A 15,619-nucleotide genomic window follows, 5' to 3' on the forward strand; every position below is an offset into this window, starting at 1 on the left:
AAATATCTAATGTTTTTTAAACTTTTGGACTAAGAACGTGCATTTCAACACGGCGGTTTGGAGCCTGCTGTTCACGCGTTCCACCTTGAACAACGCACATTTCATTGCCGCGACCAACAACTTTAAGTTTATTGGCAGGAATGCCATGCTTGATTAAGTAATTATATAAATGCTGAGCTCGTTTGTGTGAAAGTGCCATATTGTATGCTGGAGAACCTGCAGAATCACATGCATGCCCCTCGATCACTATAATTTTACCTTCTGCCGCAATGGAGCGAATGTTTTCAAGATTATAGGAAAGTGCTGATTGTTGATCTTGACGAATAACATATTGGTCAAAATCAAAATATATTGTTTTTAAAATATGATTGTCATTTTCTAACAAACTATTGTCTGCTATATCAGAAAATTTTAGATCTCCGCCCTCTTGAATATATGAAGAATATGGATCAACCTCTTCTTCAAAAACAAAAGCATCAATATCATCGACAAAAAGGCTCTTGCCGTCTCCATCCTGATAGTCAACTTTAATCTCGCATGTTTTATTTTCAGATATGCATGATTTTTTCTTTTTTAATCCGCATGAGGGAAGCAAGAAAAGGACAATTGTCAAAAAAAATAATCCATTTTTCATAAAATATCTCCGTTTGGGCCTACTAAAACGCATGAATAGTAGCACATTTTTTGCAAATGTTCCACTTAATTATCGCAGAAGGGCTACATTGTGTTATACTAAAAAAATATAATAGCTTAAAGGCTTAAAAAATATTTGGACTTATTATGAAAAAAATTCTTATCAATGACAGTTTGTGGCAAACGAGGATCGCTATAACTCGCGATGATCTCTTGCAAAATATCTATTTCGGTGCCCATGCGACGCATACTTTGGAGCGAAGCTATATAAAGGGGATTGTCACCAAAATATTACCGGGGATTCAGACAGCCTTTGTGGATATCGGACAGGAGCGGTCTGGGTTTTTACATATCTCTGAAATCGATCGTGAGCTGGCGATACAGCGCATGGCTGGTCCTGATCAATTAGAGGATATAGAAGAAGATGATTCTCAAGAACGCGGGGAATTTACGCGCAAAGAGCTTGATATTAGTAAAATTCTGAGCGAAGGCGAAGAAATTCTTGTACAAGTCAGCAAGGAGCCTGTTTATGAAAAAGGGGCCAAACTGACAACCTGCTTTACGCTTCCTGGAAGATTTATTGTACTCATGCCCAACATTCCAAGAATAGGCATCTCTAAAAAGATAGAAGAGCGCGAAGAGCGCCAACGATTGCGAGAGCTCTTGTTGAATAATTTACCAGAAGGCATGGGAGCAATTATTAGAACAACTTCTGAAAATCAGGGGGCCAAAGAAATTTTGCAAGACGTTGAATATCTTACGGGTGTTTGGGAAAATTTGCAGCAAAAATTCAAACAAGCTAAACCATGCGAAGTCTTGCATGAAGATATAGATTTAGTTTTGCAAGCAGTAAGAGACCATCTTGATAATGACGTTGAGCTTGTTGTGTGTGATAAGGCCGATACTCAAAATCGTATTTATAAATTTGTTAAGAGTATAGCGCCGGAACATACTCAAAAAATCCGACTATATGAAGGACAGTCGCCGCTGTTCGAAAAATATGATATAGAAAAACAGATTAAGCAGGCATTGCAGAAAAAAGTTATTCTCAAGTCTGGTGGATCATTAGTAATAGAAGCTACTGAGGCGATGACCGTTATTGACGTTAATACTGGTCGATATATTGGTGCAACTAATTTAGAAGAAACTATTTTAAAGACTAATTTAGAGGCGGCAGAGGAAATTGTCAGACAATTGCGGCTCCGTAATATTGGCGGGCTCATTGTTATCGACTTTATTGATATGGCAAGTGGCCACAATAAACAAAAACTATTTAGATTTATAGAAAAAACACTTAAAGAGCGTGATAAATTCCAGTCAGTTGTTTTACGTGTTTCAGAATTCGGTCTTGTGCAAATGACACGTAAGCGATCTGGAAAAACATTAACGCAGCAGATGATGGAAACATGCGCAGAATGCCGTGGGTTGGGCTATGTTAAGTCGGTAAAAACAGAATCTTATGAAATATTGCGCACGTTGAAGCGCGATTTGGTAGAAAATAAAATCGGCGATGATATTACTCTTTCTGTTCATTCAAAAATATTAGAGTATATTACATCGGTTGAGTATAATTCTATTTTAGATTTGGAAAAAACATATGGATGCAAAATTACATTGCTGAGCGAAAATCAATGTTCCATGGGCCTTTATTCTATAGAGTAATTTTGTATGTACTATAAAAAAGTAATAATTCTTTTATTTGTATGTACAGGCGGCAATATTTTATATGGTTCTGGAGAGCGTTCTTTTTTTGAAACGTATCGTTATAAGCAAACAATATTAGAAGCAAAAATTAATGCAATTTTTTCTCCTAAATTTATAATTTGTTCTGCATTAGGGCTTTCTGCAATTGCTGCCCTGACCTTTAGTCCTTCTGCAGATGTAAAACAATATTTTTTAGGTGGAGCTTTAGTAAATACATGGTTGCATTATTACGCATTTCCTGTGGTTAATTATTTTTCTAAGTACCAAGTATTATATCACGATATATCGCAAAAAATTGTTGATGCGGCAGAAGCCACTTGTCTTGTTCCTGTTGATAAAGCATTGTTTGAGAAGATGAAACAAAAAGCATGTGAAAGTAGCGAGCGTTTAGGCGTATACAGAGAGGATCTTTTTACGTTAAGTGATGCAGCCGATACAAGCGCAAAAAAATCCAACTTAGTAATATCAATGCTGAGTAAAAAGCTTGTTGATAAGCGTACCCCTGTACTCGATGTTATCAAAGAAACGCTGTATCAGGCAGATATAAAACCTTTACCAGATAGACTAGTATACATAACTGAAAAAGATGTCGTGCAATTTCTTCCTTATCTTAAACATCATGAAATCTTAGAACTATCACAACAAGAAGCCCAGCTGCCGGAACCCCCAATACGAACAGTTAACACTCTTTTGGATGCATTTGCGCCATCCCCGCAACATGTGGAAGCAGATAAACGTAGTGACGTTCGAAGGGCAAATATTGGTGATATAATTGAAGCTTATACTTATTATGATGATCTATTAAAAAAGAAGTACATTACGTGTGATAATATTAGTACCAATAATAATATTTACAGACCTAGGTTTTTTGGCTTTACTCACCCCAAGTATAATATTTTTTATAAATCTTTTGGTCCACCATTTCAATTCAGTGGTCATTACCAGACTTCTGAAGAACAAGAAATTATGAAAGCCTATTGTTTTTACAATGATACAAAATATAATGGTCAATCTACAGAATTGTCTCATGATTTTTTTTCCCCCACAGTAGACCATGGGCGGAATGTCAGGGTTTTAACTGATTATTACAATAGGAAAAAAATAATTCACGAAGTATGATTTTTAACTAAAATCGAGAGTAGAATGGGTATGAGCTATAAGCAAAATATAATAATATTTTTTTTATATATATATTCTTGTAGTCTTCTATGCGGTGGGTATGGTTTTTGTAAAGATATACCAAGGGAACATGTAAGTCGTAATTTTAGATGTCCATCTTCCGAACAATATCGTGATGCGTGGATGGTGATAGAAAAGCTTCCAACGCATCATAGTTTTTCTCACAATATAGTTATGCTTCCCCTTGTTCCAATTTCTGTGATTTGTTATTTTGCTTCAAATTCATATAGCGCCCGAGCAGTTTCATTGGCAGCAGCGCTGACCCCAGTATCTTTTTATGGGGCATCACTCGTTCGTTTTTATAATCAACAATATCATCATATGCCGCAAGAAATAATTGATGCAGCTGATGATATTGATCTTATTCCTGTCGATAAAGAATTATTTTTTAAAATAGTTGATAGGGCCAATAACAATAGAATTGGCGGTGCGTTGCGTACAAGCTTATTTCAGCCTAGTAATAGAGCTCAGCGCAAAGAACACTATTTAATTGCAGCACTGCTCAAACGAAAACTTAAGTTGAAAACCGGTGACCCTGTTATGGATATTGTAAATAATATACTTGATAACGCCGATATGACATGCGCAGCACATAAAGGTGTTATACCAGTAACAGAAAAAGATATTGTTGCATTACTCCCCTATCTTAAATGTGATGACATTACTGAGCTACTTCAAAAAGAAAGGTCGGCCGGTGTTGTTGATAGTATTCGTGCGGTGATCGAAGCCTATAATCATTTTACGGGCATGTTGCTGTGGGGATGGATTCGATGCAATAAACCTGTTTGTGACAAGAATATACTCGGTGGAACAATATTTTTTTATCGACCAAGATATTTCGATGGTTTTTTGAGAAATTCGCGAAGTTATTATGCTCACTATGGTCCAAGATTCCGTGAAGTAATTGATGGCACCGAGTCTTGCATTGATGGTGATGCAAAAAGAATTTATTTGTTTGAAAAAGATTCAAAATATAGGCACTTATGCCCACCAGCATCGAACGTTTCTGATGTAATTGTTGGTGGCAATAACAATGTTGCTCCTGGCAGCTTATGCACCATTGGTGGCGTAGACAACAACACTCAGGCGTGCAGAAGATATTTATTAACGCATCACTGATGAGCGCTTATCGAGTTTTTTCGAAGCGAACAAATTCTTCGTCGCGCCAAATTTCTACAAAACCGTGTTTTTTGTAGAGCGATTGAGCTCGTATGTTAGAAACGCGTGTGATAAGTTGAATGACCGTGCAGCCACGATTAAACAGATCCTGTATGCCATAATCAAGAAGCTTGGATGCATAACCAGATTTTCTATGTTCTTCATCAACAACAAGAAAAAGAATAAAACCCATATAAAAAGATTTTTGATAATACGCAGTAAATCCAACAGGCTTATTATCGACTCGGTAGACCATGAGCGATAAATTATTGTTATGTTCAGGGCTTTGTGATGATGCTTTATTATCAAGCATGTATTCCGCAGAAAAATCAGTAGAGTATTCGCTCACCAGCCAGTGCCAATTTTTTTTAAACAGTTGTAAAATAAATGCGCGGTCACTGGTGGGGTTATACGTACAAATACCATCGTGAGCTGTGTGGGTATAATAATAATTGCCGATCAGTATGGCGAGAGTAAAACTGAGACCTATTATTCCAGTCCAGACAAGTTTTTTATTCATGAGTGTCCATTGTGTATATAATTTTTCTTAACATAAGCCCATGTGCCGGTGCAGTAGGGAGCGTATGAAGAGGATGTTTTTGTTCAAGTACTTCTGTAACTTTTTCTACGGGAATATCGGTGGAAGCAACATTAATTGCGGCTCCTACCATTCGACGAATCATGTAACGCAAAAAACCGGGACCTTTAACTATAATACGATACATAGAATATCTTTTCATGTAAGAAAACGTTAAAGAATTTACCGTTCTTATGGTGCATTCCATATCATCGCCTGTGCAAAATGAGCGAAAATCATGCGTGCCGGCAAATACTTGCAAAGCGTCATGTAATTTTTGATTATCGAGAGGGCGATAATAATATAAGCCATATGGCGCAAACCATGGTAATGGTCGTTGCGTAAAAATGTGATAATAATATGTCTTTTCAAGAACGTTGCGTTGCGGATGAAATATCTCTGGTGCAAAATCGAGCGATCTTATAAGAATATCCGGTGGAAGGCACCCATTCCAGGCGCGCATCATAATCGTAGGTTCTATCGTAATTTCTGTTTTAAAAACAGCAACCTGACCCATGGCATGCACACCTGCATCAGTTCGTGAAGCCCCAACAAGTGTAATATCATGACCGAACGTTTTTTTAAAACGCGCCTGCAGCATGCCGGCCACAGATACAGCATCTTTTTGTTGCTGCCATCCATGATACGCTGTTCCCGAATATGCGATAATAAGTTTGTAATACGACATAATATTTCCCTGTATTTTTTTATTATATCTTATTTTGCTTATTATGCACTTTCTTTGAATTTTTTCTTCAAGCTTATAAATAGCTCATATGCAGATATAGGATTGGCGGGGAGCACTGGGGTTCTTATAGCGTAACTCGCTTGGCTTCCAGCGGTTTTTTCTTTGCTTGCTTTTATAGAACTTTCCATATCAGTATAAATAATTGTCTTTATACCATTTTCAGCAATCGCCCATTTTTTTACCCCATTTGCTATAGCAATTTTTGGTTGCTCAGAAGTTCGCGCATATTGCGCTTTAAGAATAATAGTAGGCGACACTGAGCATATGAGAGCTATAAGAATATATTTTTTATTGTGCTGTATCATGAGATTCTTTGGGCTCTTTTGGTTCTTTTTTTAAAAAATTATTAAGAAATTCTTGGTCTTCTAAAAACGATCTGTGATATAAATATATTTCTGCGCAATTGTATATAGCCATTGCTCTGTCATTTTGATCGCGCAAATCTTTGTCAGAATATGTTGCTCTATCCCATGAAAAAAACTGTCCCCAGGTTCTTTCAGGTTTCTCTAGAGCGGTACCATGAGCAGACGCTTTAACTGTTTCTAATTGTTCGCGATCAAGTTTTCCATCTTTATCTTGAGCTTTTTCTGCTATTGATTGGCATAATGCGTGATTCGTTATTTTAATTATCTCAACTTTATTTGGTGTACGTTTTTTAGGAACAGCTTGAATAATAGGTTGAGAAGAATCTTGATCGGTAGGTTCAGGAATGGCTTGAGGTTTTTCTTCGATATCATTTGCATAGCGCCAAACATATGGAAAATCAGTGGGATCTATTTGTTCAAATGGAGAAAGTTTTTTGGGCTTTTTGACGGGCGCTGTTTGAAATGCGCTTTCTGCGGTATTTTCGGTCGTTCCTGGATTTGTTGATTGTAGAAGCTGATCTACCGTATTGCTATCTTCTTCTGCTGATATATAAAGCGCTAAACATGATAATAAAAGTATTTTTTTCATGTATTTTTTATCCTAATTTTTTATACTACAAAAAACATTCTACACAATGTTACAAGCAATATTTACAATGTCAAAGACTATGCAGTTATTGGGATAAAAAATAACGAAAATGCGTTTACAGTGATTCTTTTGCAATGAGCGTTGGAACTAATATTTCATGATTTTCTACAAGACGTACAAAATCTAAATATATAGTAGCACAATTATAAATTGCCATTGCTTTATTATCTTCAAAAAAAGCAGCCATGGATTGATCTATCCAATCTATATGTTCTCCAGCATCCTTGAGAACGGCAAGCTTTCTAAAATTTTCTAATTTTTCACGATTAATTACTTTATCGCCATATTCATTTTCATCTTTTGTTTTATCTATGAGTGCTACGCATAACGGGTGATTCATGACTTCTATTACTTGAAGTTCTGTTGGTTTATGCATAAAGTAAGGGAAATCTTTGACTGATTCTGCTGCTGATACGTGCGATACGCACAAAATTGTGTTTAATAAAAGTATTATTTTTTTCATAATTTTTGCTTTGTTTATTTTGACGCAATAAGGGCGGGTTAAAACCCGCCCTTATTTATATACAAGTGTTTTATTTTCTGAGAGATGCACGAAGAATTTTCTTGCGCAGTCTGATACTGAGTGGAGTTACCTCGATAAGTTCATCAGGCATAATCCATTCCATGCAAACTTCTAATCCCATCATACGCGGTGGTTCAATTTTGACTAAATCGTCAGAACCAGAGGCACGCATATTGGTAAGTTTTTTTTGTCTACATGGGTTAACGTCCATGTCATCATCGCGGCTGTTTTCACCGATAATGAGGCCTTCATAGATAGCGTCAGTAGGTTTGATGAATAATGTACCGCGTTCTTGCAACGTATTGAGTGCAAAGTTGGTCGCAGGACCATTTTCCATAGAAACTAATGCACCTTTGGTACGCATGGTAATTTCGCCTTTGTATGGCTGATATCCATGATAACTGAATGTCGCAATACCACTACCGCGTGTATCTGTTAAGAACTGATTTCTAAATCCTAACAATCCACGAGATGGAACTTCGAATTCTATTCTTACGCGACCGTTATCATAGTGAACCATGTTTTTCATCTCAGCGCGTTTTCTGCCCAGAGATTCCATGACGATGCCTTGATGCTCAGATTGAACGTCAATAACAAGATATTCAATCGGTTCGCATTTTACGCCATCGATCATCTTATAAATAACTTCTGGCGCAGAAAGTTGCAGCTCAAAGCCTTCACGGCGCATGTTTTCTACCAAGATGCCAAGGTGTAACTGACCACGACCTGATACTTTAAAAATGTCAGGAGAATCGGTTGGCTCAACACGAAGTGCCACATTTGTCTTCAACTCTTTTTCTAAACGCTCTTTAATTTGACGTGATGTTAATAATTTGCCTTCGCGTCCGTTAAAAGGCGAATCATTAACGGAAATATACATAGAGAGCGTTGGTTCGTCAATTTTAACATATGGATATGGCAATGGATTGCCGACATCACATAATGTTGTACCAATAGCGACAGGTTCATTAAAGCCGGTTACCGCAACAATGTCACCAAATTGAGCTTCTTGTGCTTCAACTTTGGATAACCCAACAAATTTATATATTTTTGTTATCTTTATTGGCTTGCTCACCAGAGAATCTCTGCAGCAAACAACTTGACCACCTACTTGCATAGATCCACTAAAAACACGACCAATTGCTATTGGCCCTAAAAAGTCTGAGTGATCCAAGCTTGTTGTGAGCATCTGTAATCCGTTTTCTTTTTCAACGGGTGCAGGGATATTTTTGATAATTGCATCAAATAATAATGACATATCTTGTGTTTGCACATCAGGATTGTCAGTTGCAAATCCAAGGCGAGATGAGCCGTACAAAATAGGGAAATCTAATTGATTTTCATGCGTTGCCAAATCTAAAAAGAGATCGTGGATAAGTTCTTCGGTTCTCTTAATATCTGCATCTTTACGATCAATTTTATTAATAAATACTATAGGTTTTAGATTAAGTTGTAATGCTTTAAATAAAACGAATCGTGTTCCTGGTAATACACCTTCTGCTGCATCAACCAGCAACAAAAATCCTTCGACCATTTGCAGAGTACGTTCTACTTCACCGCCAAAATCACTGTGGCCAGGAGTATCAACGATATTGATTTCGTAACCATTGTAACGAATACCAGTATTTTTTGCCAAAATAGTGATACCGCGTTCACGTTCAAGATCATTTGAATCCATAACGCGCTCTCCAACGAGCGTGTCGACTGTACCAGATTGGCGTAAAAGTGTATCGACCAAAGTTGTTTTACCATGGTCAACGTGTGCGATAATCGCAATATTTCTTAAATTTGAACGTTCTTTATTCATAATTTTTTTCTTTATTATTCTTGTATTGACGACACTGATGGTGAACTATTTTTTTTGCCGAGCAGTAAGATTTGCTTTATATGTTCGAATTCTTGGTCGGCTTGTATTTTAATCTGAGCGTAAGCAATAAGATCTTTGTAATCAAAACCAAGAGCGATTAAATCTTGCAGTATGACAAGTGCACCTGCTGTAATGAGCGTCCATTTGCTGTATGGGTTTGAAAATAGCCAACGAGCTTTGACTGCTGATCCGTCCCTTGTGATGGTATCAAAAAGTATGCCGGCTAAGAGCATGGTAAGAGCGTTTCTTACGCGAGATCGCATGCTTTCGCTCATTTTTTTCATTCGGAGCTCAGCTTGCTGACTAATGTTTATTTTTGCTTCAAGTTCTTGGTATGCTTGCATTTGTTCCGGTGTAATACCAGCTTTTTGATAAGCAGCGTTGAGTTCATTCTCTTGATCATCGCAACGAATTACAGATGACATTAAACAGAGACTTAAGCAAAAAAAGAGTTTTGTGTTTTTCATAAACAATCCTATTTTATATAAAAAGGGCCCATCACGGGCCCTTTTTATGGTACTTCACTTTATGCCATTAATTGGACGCCGAATATGGTAATAAAACCATAACGCGAGCTTTTTTAATTTCTCCGGTCAAGTCGCGTTGATGTAACGCGCAATTGCCAGAAATTCTAGATGCTAAAATTTTGCCTCGTTCAGTCAAAAAGTGCTTGAGGAGGGAAGCATTTTTGTAGTCAAGAAGTGCTGCTTGTTCTTTGTTGGAACAGAAGCGGCAATGTTTTGACACGCCAAATGAACTTCTACGTGCTTTTTTTCTCAATAAACGAGCGCTTATTTTTAATTTTACTTTTTTTGCCATAATTATAACCCTTCAAAGTTTTTGCTACCAGATTCTATATCACCAAGCGCGTCATTATTGTGACGGCTGCGGCCAGGTTTACCCATAAGGCCGGTCATTTTATTTTCTTTTAAGAATGAATCAACATCGCGAGATGGAGTTTCTTCTAAAGATTCTGGGCGTTGATATTCAAGAGAATCACGTTCTTCAAGGTGAACAATCATGTGTCTCATGACGAGATCAGCAAATTTGACAGCGCAGGCTACGCGAACGGCATCAATAATCTCTTTGTGGCGTTCATCTGAACATTCAAAGCGCATTAAAAAGTATACGCCGTAGTCATTTTTTCTGACTGGGTAGGCTAAATAATATTTGCCCCAACGGTCAAATGATGTTGGCTGTGCGCCTTTGTCGGTCAGAGTTTTTGATAGATATGACTCTATCCCGGTTGTTTCATCGGCGGTTATCTCTGGAACCGTTAAAAGTAGAACTTCGTATCGAAGCATAAAATGATCCTTTAATACTAAATGGAAGTGAATAAACACTATACAAAAAAACTATTTTTTGTATTTAGCAACATATGCTTTATTAATTATAAATTCTAGCAGTAAAATAAAAAAAAGATAGAGGGCGTCTATCTTTTTTTTTGAAATACTCTTAATTTCGCCCTATATCTTATAGTTCGCTTTTTTTATTTTTATATGCCTCAAGACTTGCTAATAAATGCTTTTCAGTGACTGCCTTTGCATTTTCTCGAGCGGCTATAATGGCAGCATTATTAATTAAGAATTTTAAGTCGGCGCCGCTACATCCTTCGGTTTGAGCAGCAAGTATTGATGATATATTTTTCCCTTTATAAACCTTTGTTGTTAGATAATGCTTGATAATATCTTCGCGTCCAGCATTATCTGGAAGGGGTATTAAAACGTGGTAGTCGAGTCTGCCTGGTCTTAATAGCGCGGGATCAATTGCCTCTCTTATATTGGTAGCGGCTATAAGAAATATAGATGAATCTTTGTGAAAGCCATCAAGTTCTTTTAATAGTTGCGTTACTTGTTCATCGGTTCCGGAAGCTTTTTCACCAGCACGTTTTCTTGCTGCGACTTCTATTTCGTCAATAAAAATGACAGCTTTTTTGACTGAACGAGCCTCATTAAATATGCTTTCGATCAGTGCTGCTGATTCCCCCTGATACCTGGCCATAAGATCAGATCCTGCTATGGCAATAAAGCCATAGCCCGCTGCTTGAGTAATCGCTCGTGCTATCGTCGTTTTTCCTGTTCCAGAGGGACCGTATAATAATAATCCCTTTGGCATGTCTGCGCCGAGATCAGTATATTTTTTGGGATTTTTTAAGAAATCAACCAAATCGGCAATTTCTTGTGGCACGCCATTAGGTAAATTGTTTTTAAGAGCCCAATCAGGCCTTACCCACTTAGTCTTACTGTGATTGTCGGGCATTTGCTCGGCGCGCGCACGTTTTGCATAATTGATATTAGACCATGTGCAATATCCAGCTGCAATCGCTGTCGTGGTAGCCGACAGGCCCATTATTTTTTTTGCAAACATCATGCTATAGCTATAAGAGCTGATGGATAATAACGTTGCTAATAAATATACATTTTTTTGTTTTATTTTCATAAAATCTCCATTTGTTTTTCATTGTATTTAGTTATAATTATACATCATTAATCCTATTTGTCAATAAAATCAAGCAGGGTAAAATAAGCAGCCATTTGTGGGGTTTAAGGGTGTAAAATAGCACTCTAAAATGCCTTAGGGGGCGCGTTTTTTAGCAGAGGGCGTCTGTCTTTTTTTTGAAATACTCTTAATCAACCCTGTTTTCTGGAGGCCAATATGGGTTGATGGAATTAGCTTGCCGGAGCTTGAGTAGCGAGCTCTAATTGCTGCTCGTCAATTTTAGCTATTTCTTTAGTGAGATAGTTCGGATAGTCGATTCCCCGGCGCATGTCTTCCAGGCCCTGACGTGCCATGTTTATGCCGCAATATAAATAACAGAAGCTTATGGCTGTTGCGCCGCAAAATACTAAGCCAACTGTCGTTATAGTCTGATAAGTTGAATTTGGATCTGTGCGGCTTGCATTATAAGCGATATTGCATAGGGATGGTATGCTTATAATGGTGTTAATGCTTTTTTTTGTGCCGAATGTTATTAGGGCTAATCCTGTATAAGTTTTTAAAGGGGCGATTGCTGTTGTCTTGTCGAATTTAAATTTTTTGTTCTTATTGGTCCATGTTGTTCGTTCTTTATCAAGTATGGCTCTTGTCTTTGTAAGGCTGTCTCTCGTCGCTTGAATCTTGTTTTCATGTGAACGAGACCCATCTTCAAACTGTCTCATGATATATGCAAAGCCGACGGCTTTATTATGCGCTTGTAGAGATGTTGCCACTAATATGGATGCTATTAATGTGTTATAAAATATTTTCATAGCATTTTTTTCGATTTTTATAAGTTTACTTGGTAGAACGTGATGCAGGTGTCTCATTATAAGCTTTTTTTGCCAATTGATATGAAGCATATACGCTGCCAAAAGTCGCGAGTCCAAGGGCTGCTGCGCGGGCAGATGACCGTCTGACTGCTTTTTGGGTCTCTATTTTATTGAGAGCATGCCCTTGTAATTCTGATAATGCCTTTTTGGTATAACGGCTTATTGTTTGTTGGCTTGCTTCAAGCTGTTTCATATAATCTTTGTGTTCTTCTATCGAATCAAAAAGATATTTCTTGGATTGCTCTGTATGTATTATTTGATTGCACTTTGTCTGAGCAATATGTAGATCTGTCCAGATTTTGTAAGCAGCCTTATAATTTTGAATAGTATGTACTGCGTTCTTTATATCAGGCGCCATATTCTTAGAAAATTCACTCATGGCTAGTTTTCCAAAGAATAATCCAGTTAGTCCGGCTCCAGTTGCTCCTGCGCTATAGGTGGCAAAAAGACCCGCATTCTTAAGGGTATCGTTTGTTGCTACCTGAGTATCTTGGGCTTGTATTTGAGTTGCCAATACAAGAAATGCTGCTGTTGCTATTATTTGTTTTATTTTCATATAATATTCCTGTTTTTTAATAATATATAACTATAATATTATTGTAAATTATTAATGCTATTTGTCAAACAGTTTATTTCTTCGAGTTCATCTATGCAATGCTGTTTTTCTAATTTGAGGGCTTCTAGTTTTTTTACAACATTGTTTAACAATCTTTTATTATAAGATTTATAGTCAAAGCTATGCTGTATATTGTCGAGTCCGCCGCTTGCAAGGTTGTGTCCAATAGACGTTAAAAATGAATAAACGACAGTTGTCAAAGCCATGCCAAAAATTGTCGCAGTTCCTGAATAGAAACATTCAAGCGGGCTTTGCTGAGTTGTCAAAATAGATAGTGTTGTTTCTGCCGCAGATGAAATATTTCGTAGTAATAAAGCATGGGCATGCACCAATGCATATAACCCTAAGCAAATTTTAGGTACGGCTGTAATGGTCCTTGTGCTCAAATTAAGCTTTCCGCCTAAAGCGATCTCTAGTTCTAAATTAAGTTTTTCAGCCTCTAGGCTCATTTTTTGAGCAGCAAAGCGTTTTGCTATATTGGGATATTGCTGATTAAAAATATCTTCTTTGGTAAAAACGGCCTGTATTTTTTTTGGCGCTTGTTCTATAGCCTGCGTATATGAACCAATGAGTATTGATGCTGCTAATATGTTATAAAATATTTTCATAAAATCTCCATTTTTATTATTAATTATACTTAATTATAAATATATATTATTAATTATATTTGTCAATAAATATACAGCGTCAGGATGGGCTGCTATTTATGGGCTTTAGAGGGGTAAAATGGGCCCCAGGACCAGCGTTTTTTGTGTTGTGTGTTTTTATACGTGGCAATAGAGGCGATGGTAGTGTTTTATACCATTGCCTCTATTGGTAAAATTAAGGAACAATTAGTTTTAATTAAGATTTTTTATCTAACGCATCTTGTAACCCTCGATTACTGCTTCTGGCGGAAAAGGTCCGTTTTATATCGTTTAGGCCATTGTTCGTTAACGACGTGCCTACGCTATTACATTTATGAGCGATAGTGCCTGTTGTAAGGATTCCGCCAATTATCAAGGGCGATAGAACTGCTGCAGTCACTACACCCTTTGCAGTATCTTCCATTGATTGGTTTGTGACGGCATGAGCTATTTGCCATGTTGTGTTGAGGCATGCGTATACTGTTCCAACCTCAATTGCGTGAGAGCCTAGCTTAAAAAGAAGCCCGCCATAAATTTTGAAAGGAGCGAGTAATGCTCTTCTGGCAACTGTTGCTCTCGTTTCTTGTGCCGAAACTTTGGCATCAGTATTCTTTAGATCCATTGCTTGCAAAGATGATCCAATTAAGAGGGCTGTGGTTAATAAATTATACATTTTCATAAAATCTCCATTGTTTGTTTGTTAATTATACTTACTTAAGTCTAATTATACGCGATTAATTCTATTTGTCAACAAATGCAGGTTGTTATTTATGAGCTTTAGAGGGGCAAAAATGGGCCTCAAATATGCCCTGGGATCAACGTTTTTGATGAAATTTAGCGTGTTGGTGGTATGGCGGGAATAGGGGTGCTATTCTGGTGCGCTGCGTAGGTTTTATAGGCAAAATAAGGGATGCTGGCACCGGTGGCTATCATAACGAACCCCTTAAAACATGCATAATATAGTTGTTTTTTTATTTCACTATGATTTTTGATAAGGCTGTCTATGGTATGACTGCCGTTAGATTTGCCATGGGCATCTTTGGTGAGGATCAGGTTGGCAATATCTTCTACGGTATTGTATAAAGCGGCCGCTAAAAGGCCTGTATTATGATCTCTATTAATGGCTGGTTTATTAAGGCCTGCATGAATCGCATGTTCAATAGTATGATTATTTCTATATTCATGAAATATATTTGCCAATTTTAAGATGCAATAATTACCGATAATGCCACTGAGTGGGCCGCCGGCTAGGGGAATTATTTTAGTTTTTAAGGCGTTAAATACTTCTTCACTAAAATATACTCGGGATTGATTTCGTGGGTTGAGTGGCAAAGACATTGTTGTTGTATGGCCAAATGCGCGAGCTGGAATGTAACGACCAAGCTCATGACATAAATTACCTATTCGTACGACTGAATAACCCAGGGCAATGTTTTTCGTCCCCGATACAGTTTTTTTGTAATAATTAAGCTTTTTATTTTGTATGCCATCTTGTGCATTGCTTTCGCATACTATTGAGCTTGTTTTAATAGCTATAAGCGCTAATAATGCTACATGTACAATTTTCATGAAATATCTTTTGTTTTTATTTTTTATATATTAAGTATATTTTATTATATATATATTTTTCTATTTGTCTATAAATACGATAAAAAAAGCCGTGGCA

At 37.1% G+C, this 15,619-nt stretch carries 19 protein-coding genes; 3 read left to right on the forward strand and 16 right to left on the reverse strand.

Going from position 1 to position 15,619, the window contains the following annotated elements; genetic code table 11:
- Positions 1–16: 16 nt before the first annotated feature.
- Positions 17–634: an OmpA family protein gene (locus WC707_05515; GenBank protein MFA6066609.1), complete on the reverse strand. Its 618-nt coding sequence runs from the start codon at positions 632–634 to the stop codon at positions 17–19.
- 146 nt (positions 635–780) lie between these two features.
- Between WC707_05515 and WC707_05520 the strand changes: the two genes are divergently transcribed.
- The 3 genes from WC707_05520 to WC707_05530 are packed head-to-tail and all read left to right on the forward strand — an operon-like array spanning position 781 to position 4,635.
- A complete protein-coding gene (locus WC707_05520; GenBank protein ID MFA6066610.1) occupies positions 781–2,295 on the forward strand; it encodes an Rne/Rng family ribonuclease in 1,515 nt (504 codons plus the stop codon).
- A 6-nt stretch (positions 2,296–2,301) separates the two neighbouring features.
- Positions 2,302–3,456 carry a hypothetical protein gene (locus WC707_05525; GenBank protein ID MFA6066611.1) on the forward strand — a complete coding sequence of 385 codons (1,155 nt, stop codon included), beginning with the start codon at positions 2,302–2,304 and terminating at the stop codon, positions 3,454–3,456.
- A 30-nt stretch (positions 3,457–3,486) separates the two neighbouring features.
- Positions 3,487–4,635: a hypothetical protein gene (locus tag WC707_05530; GenBank protein MFA6066612.1), complete on the forward strand. Its 1,149-nt coding sequence runs from the start codon at positions 3,487–3,489 to the stop codon at positions 4,633–4,635.
- Between the two features lie 7 nt (positions 4,636–4,642).
- Here WC707_05530 and WC707_05535 read toward each other — a convergent pair whose 3' ends face one another.
- From WC707_05535 to WC707_05605, 15 genes are all read right to left on the reverse strand, one after another.
- A complete protein-coding gene (locus WC707_05535) occupies positions 4,643–5,194 on the reverse strand; it encodes a GNAT family N-acetyltransferase (GenBank protein ID MFA6066613.1) in 552 nt (183 codons plus the stop codon).
- Positions 5,187–5,939, reverse strand: a complete 753-nt coding sequence (gene truA / locus WC707_05540; protein MFA6066614.1) for a tRNA pseudouridine(38-40) synthase TruA — start codon at positions 5,937–5,939, stop codon at positions 5,187–5,189. The genes WC707_05535 and truA overlap by 8 nt, the downstream gene beginning before the upstream one ends.
- A gap of 41 nt (positions 5,940–5,980) precedes the next feature.
- Complete coding sequence (locus WC707_05545) at positions 5,981–6,304, reverse strand: hypothetical protein (protein MFA6066615.1); 324 nt, start codon at positions 6,302–6,304, stop codon at positions 5,981–5,983.
- On the reverse strand, positions 6,288–6,953 hold the full coding sequence (locus WC707_05550; protein MFA6066616.1) for a hypothetical protein: 666 nt from the start codon (positions 6,951–6,953) through the stop codon (positions 6,288–6,290). Before WC707_05550 ends, WC707_05545 begins: the two co-directional genes overlap by 17 nt.
- A 115-nt stretch (positions 6,954–7,068) precedes the next feature.
- Positions 7,069–7,476, reverse strand: a complete 408-nt coding sequence (locus tag WC707_05555; GenBank protein ID MFA6066617.1) for a hypothetical protein — start codon at positions 7,474–7,476, stop codon at positions 7,069–7,071.
- A gap of 70 nt (positions 7,477–7,546) precedes the next feature.
- Positions 7,547–9,343, reverse strand: a complete 1,797-nt coding sequence (gene typA / locus WC707_05560; protein ID MFA6066618.1) for a translational GTPase TypA — start codon at positions 9,341–9,343, stop codon at positions 7,547–7,549.
- A gap of 14 nt (positions 9,344–9,357) precedes the next feature.
- Positions 9,358–9,870 carry a hypothetical protein gene (locus WC707_05565; GenBank protein ID MFA6066619.1) on the reverse strand — a complete coding sequence of 171 codons (513 nt, stop codon included), beginning with the start codon at positions 9,868–9,870 and terminating at the stop codon, positions 9,358–9,360.
- Positions 9,871–9,937: 67 nt separating this feature from the next.
- Entirely contained in the window at positions 9,938–10,222 is a 285-nt protein-coding gene (gene rpsR / locus WC707_05570) for a 30S ribosomal protein S18 (protein ID MFA6066620.1), read from the reverse strand.
- Positions 10,223–10,224: 2 nt separating this feature from the next.
- Positions 10,225–10,707 carry a 30S ribosomal protein S6 gene (gene rpsF, locus WC707_05575; protein ID MFA6066621.1) on the reverse strand — a complete coding sequence of 161 codons (483 nt, stop codon included), beginning with the start codon at positions 10,705–10,707 and terminating at the stop codon, positions 10,225–10,227.
- 169 nt (positions 10,708–10,876) lie between these two features.
- Complete coding sequence (locus WC707_05580) at positions 10,877–11,842, reverse strand: AAA family ATPase (GenBank protein ID MFA6066622.1); 966 nt, start codon at positions 11,840–11,842, stop codon at positions 10,877–10,879.
- Positions 11,843–12,072: 230 nt separating this feature from the next.
- Positions 12,073–12,651, reverse strand: a complete 579-nt coding sequence (locus WC707_05585; protein MFA6066623.1) for a hypothetical protein — start codon at positions 12,649–12,651, stop codon at positions 12,073–12,075.
- Positions 12,652–12,676: 25 nt separating this feature from the next.
- Positions 12,677–13,267, reverse strand: coding sequence for a hypothetical protein (locus tag WC707_05590; GenBank protein MFA6066624.1), 591 nt, complete (start codon positions 13,265–13,267; stop codon positions 12,677–12,679).
- Between the two features lie 38 nt (positions 13,268–13,305).
- A complete protein-coding gene (locus WC707_05595; GenBank protein ID MFA6066625.1) occupies positions 13,306–13,935 on the reverse strand; it encodes a hypothetical protein in 630 nt (209 codons plus the stop codon).
- A gap of 235 nt (positions 13,936–14,170) precedes the next feature.
- The gene (locus WC707_05600; protein MFA6066626.1) at positions 14,171–14,632 is read right to left on the reverse strand and encodes a hypothetical protein; all 462 of its coding nucleotides are present in this window, start codon (positions 14,630–14,632) and stop codon (positions 14,171–14,173) included.
- Between the two features lie 155 nt (positions 14,633–14,787).
- A complete protein-coding gene (locus tag WC707_05605) occupies positions 14,788–15,522 on the reverse strand; it encodes a hypothetical protein (GenBank protein ID MFA6066627.1) in 735 nt (244 codons plus the stop codon).
- Between the last annotated feature and the right edge of the window lie 97 nt (positions 15,523–15,619).

Source organism: Candidatus Babeliaceae bacterium, from assembly GCA_041660765.1.
In the GTDB taxonomy this organism is placed as follows: domain Bacteria; phylum Babelota; class Babeliae; order Babelales; family Babelaceae; genus JBAZVR01.

Coding starts and splice junctions, on each gene's coding strand:
- WC707_05515 (MFA6066609.1), bottom strand. CDS start 634: ATGAAAAATGGATTATTTTTTTTGACAATTGTCCTTTTCTTGCTTCCC.
- WC707_05520 (MFA6066610.1), top strand. CDS start 781: ATGAAAAAAATTCTTATCAATGACAGTTTGTGGCAAACGAGGATCGCT.
- WC707_05525 (MFA6066611.1), top strand. CDS start 2,302: ATGTACTATAAAAAAGTAATAATTCTTTTATTTGTATGTACAGGCGGC.
- WC707_05530 (MFA6066612.1), top strand. CDS start 3,487: ATGAGCTATAAGCAAAATATAATAATATTTTTTTTATATATATATTCT.
- WC707_05535 (MFA6066613.1), bottom strand. CDS start 5,194: ATGAATAAAAAACTTGTCTGGACTGGAATAATAGGTCTCAGTTTTACT.
- truA (MFA6066614.1), bottom strand. CDS start 5,939: ATGTCGTATTACAAACTTATTATCGCATATTCGGGAACAGCGTATCAT.
- WC707_05545 (MFA6066615.1), bottom strand. CDS start 6,304: ATGATACAGCACAATAAAAAATATATTCTTATAGCTCTCATATGCTCA.
- WC707_05550 (MFA6066616.1), bottom strand. CDS start 6,953: ATGAAAAAAATACTTTTATTATCATGTTTAGCGCTTTATATATCAGCA.
- WC707_05555 (MFA6066617.1), bottom strand. CDS start 7,476: ATGAAAAAAATAATACTTTTATTAAACACAATTTTGTGCGTATCGCAC.
- typA (MFA6066618.1), bottom strand. CDS start 9,343: ATGAATAAAGAACGTTCAAATTTAAGAAATATTGCGATTATCGCACAC.
- WC707_05565 (MFA6066619.1), bottom strand. CDS start 9,870: ATGAAAAACACAAAACTCTTTTTTTGCTTAAGTCTCTGTTTAATGTCA.
- rpsR (MFA6066620.1), bottom strand. CDS start 10,222: ATGGCAAAAAAAGTAAAATTAAAAATAAGCGCTCGTTTATTGAGAAAA.
- rpsF (MFA6066621.1), bottom strand. CDS start 10,707: ATGCTTCGATACGAAGTTCTACTTTTAACGGTTCCAGAGATAACCGCC.
- WC707_05580 (MFA6066622.1), bottom strand. CDS start 11,842: ATGAAAATAAAACAAAAAAATGTATATTTATTAGCAACGTTATTATCC.
- WC707_05585 (MFA6066623.1), bottom strand. CDS start 12,651: ATGAAAATATTTTATAACACATTAATAGCATCCATATTAGTGGCAACA.
- WC707_05590 (MFA6066624.1), bottom strand. CDS start 13,267: ATGAAAATAAAACAAATAATAGCAACAGCAGCATTTCTTGTATTGGCA.
- WC707_05595 (MFA6066625.1), bottom strand. CDS start 13,935: ATGAAAATATTTTATAACATATTAGCAGCATCAATACTCATTGGTTCA.
- WC707_05600 (MFA6066626.1), bottom strand. CDS start 14,632: ATGAAAATGTATAATTTATTAACCACAGCCCTCTTAATTGGATCATCT.
- WC707_05605 (MFA6066627.1), bottom strand. CDS start 15,522: ATGAAAATTGTACATGTAGCATTATTAGCGCTTATAGCTATTAAAACA.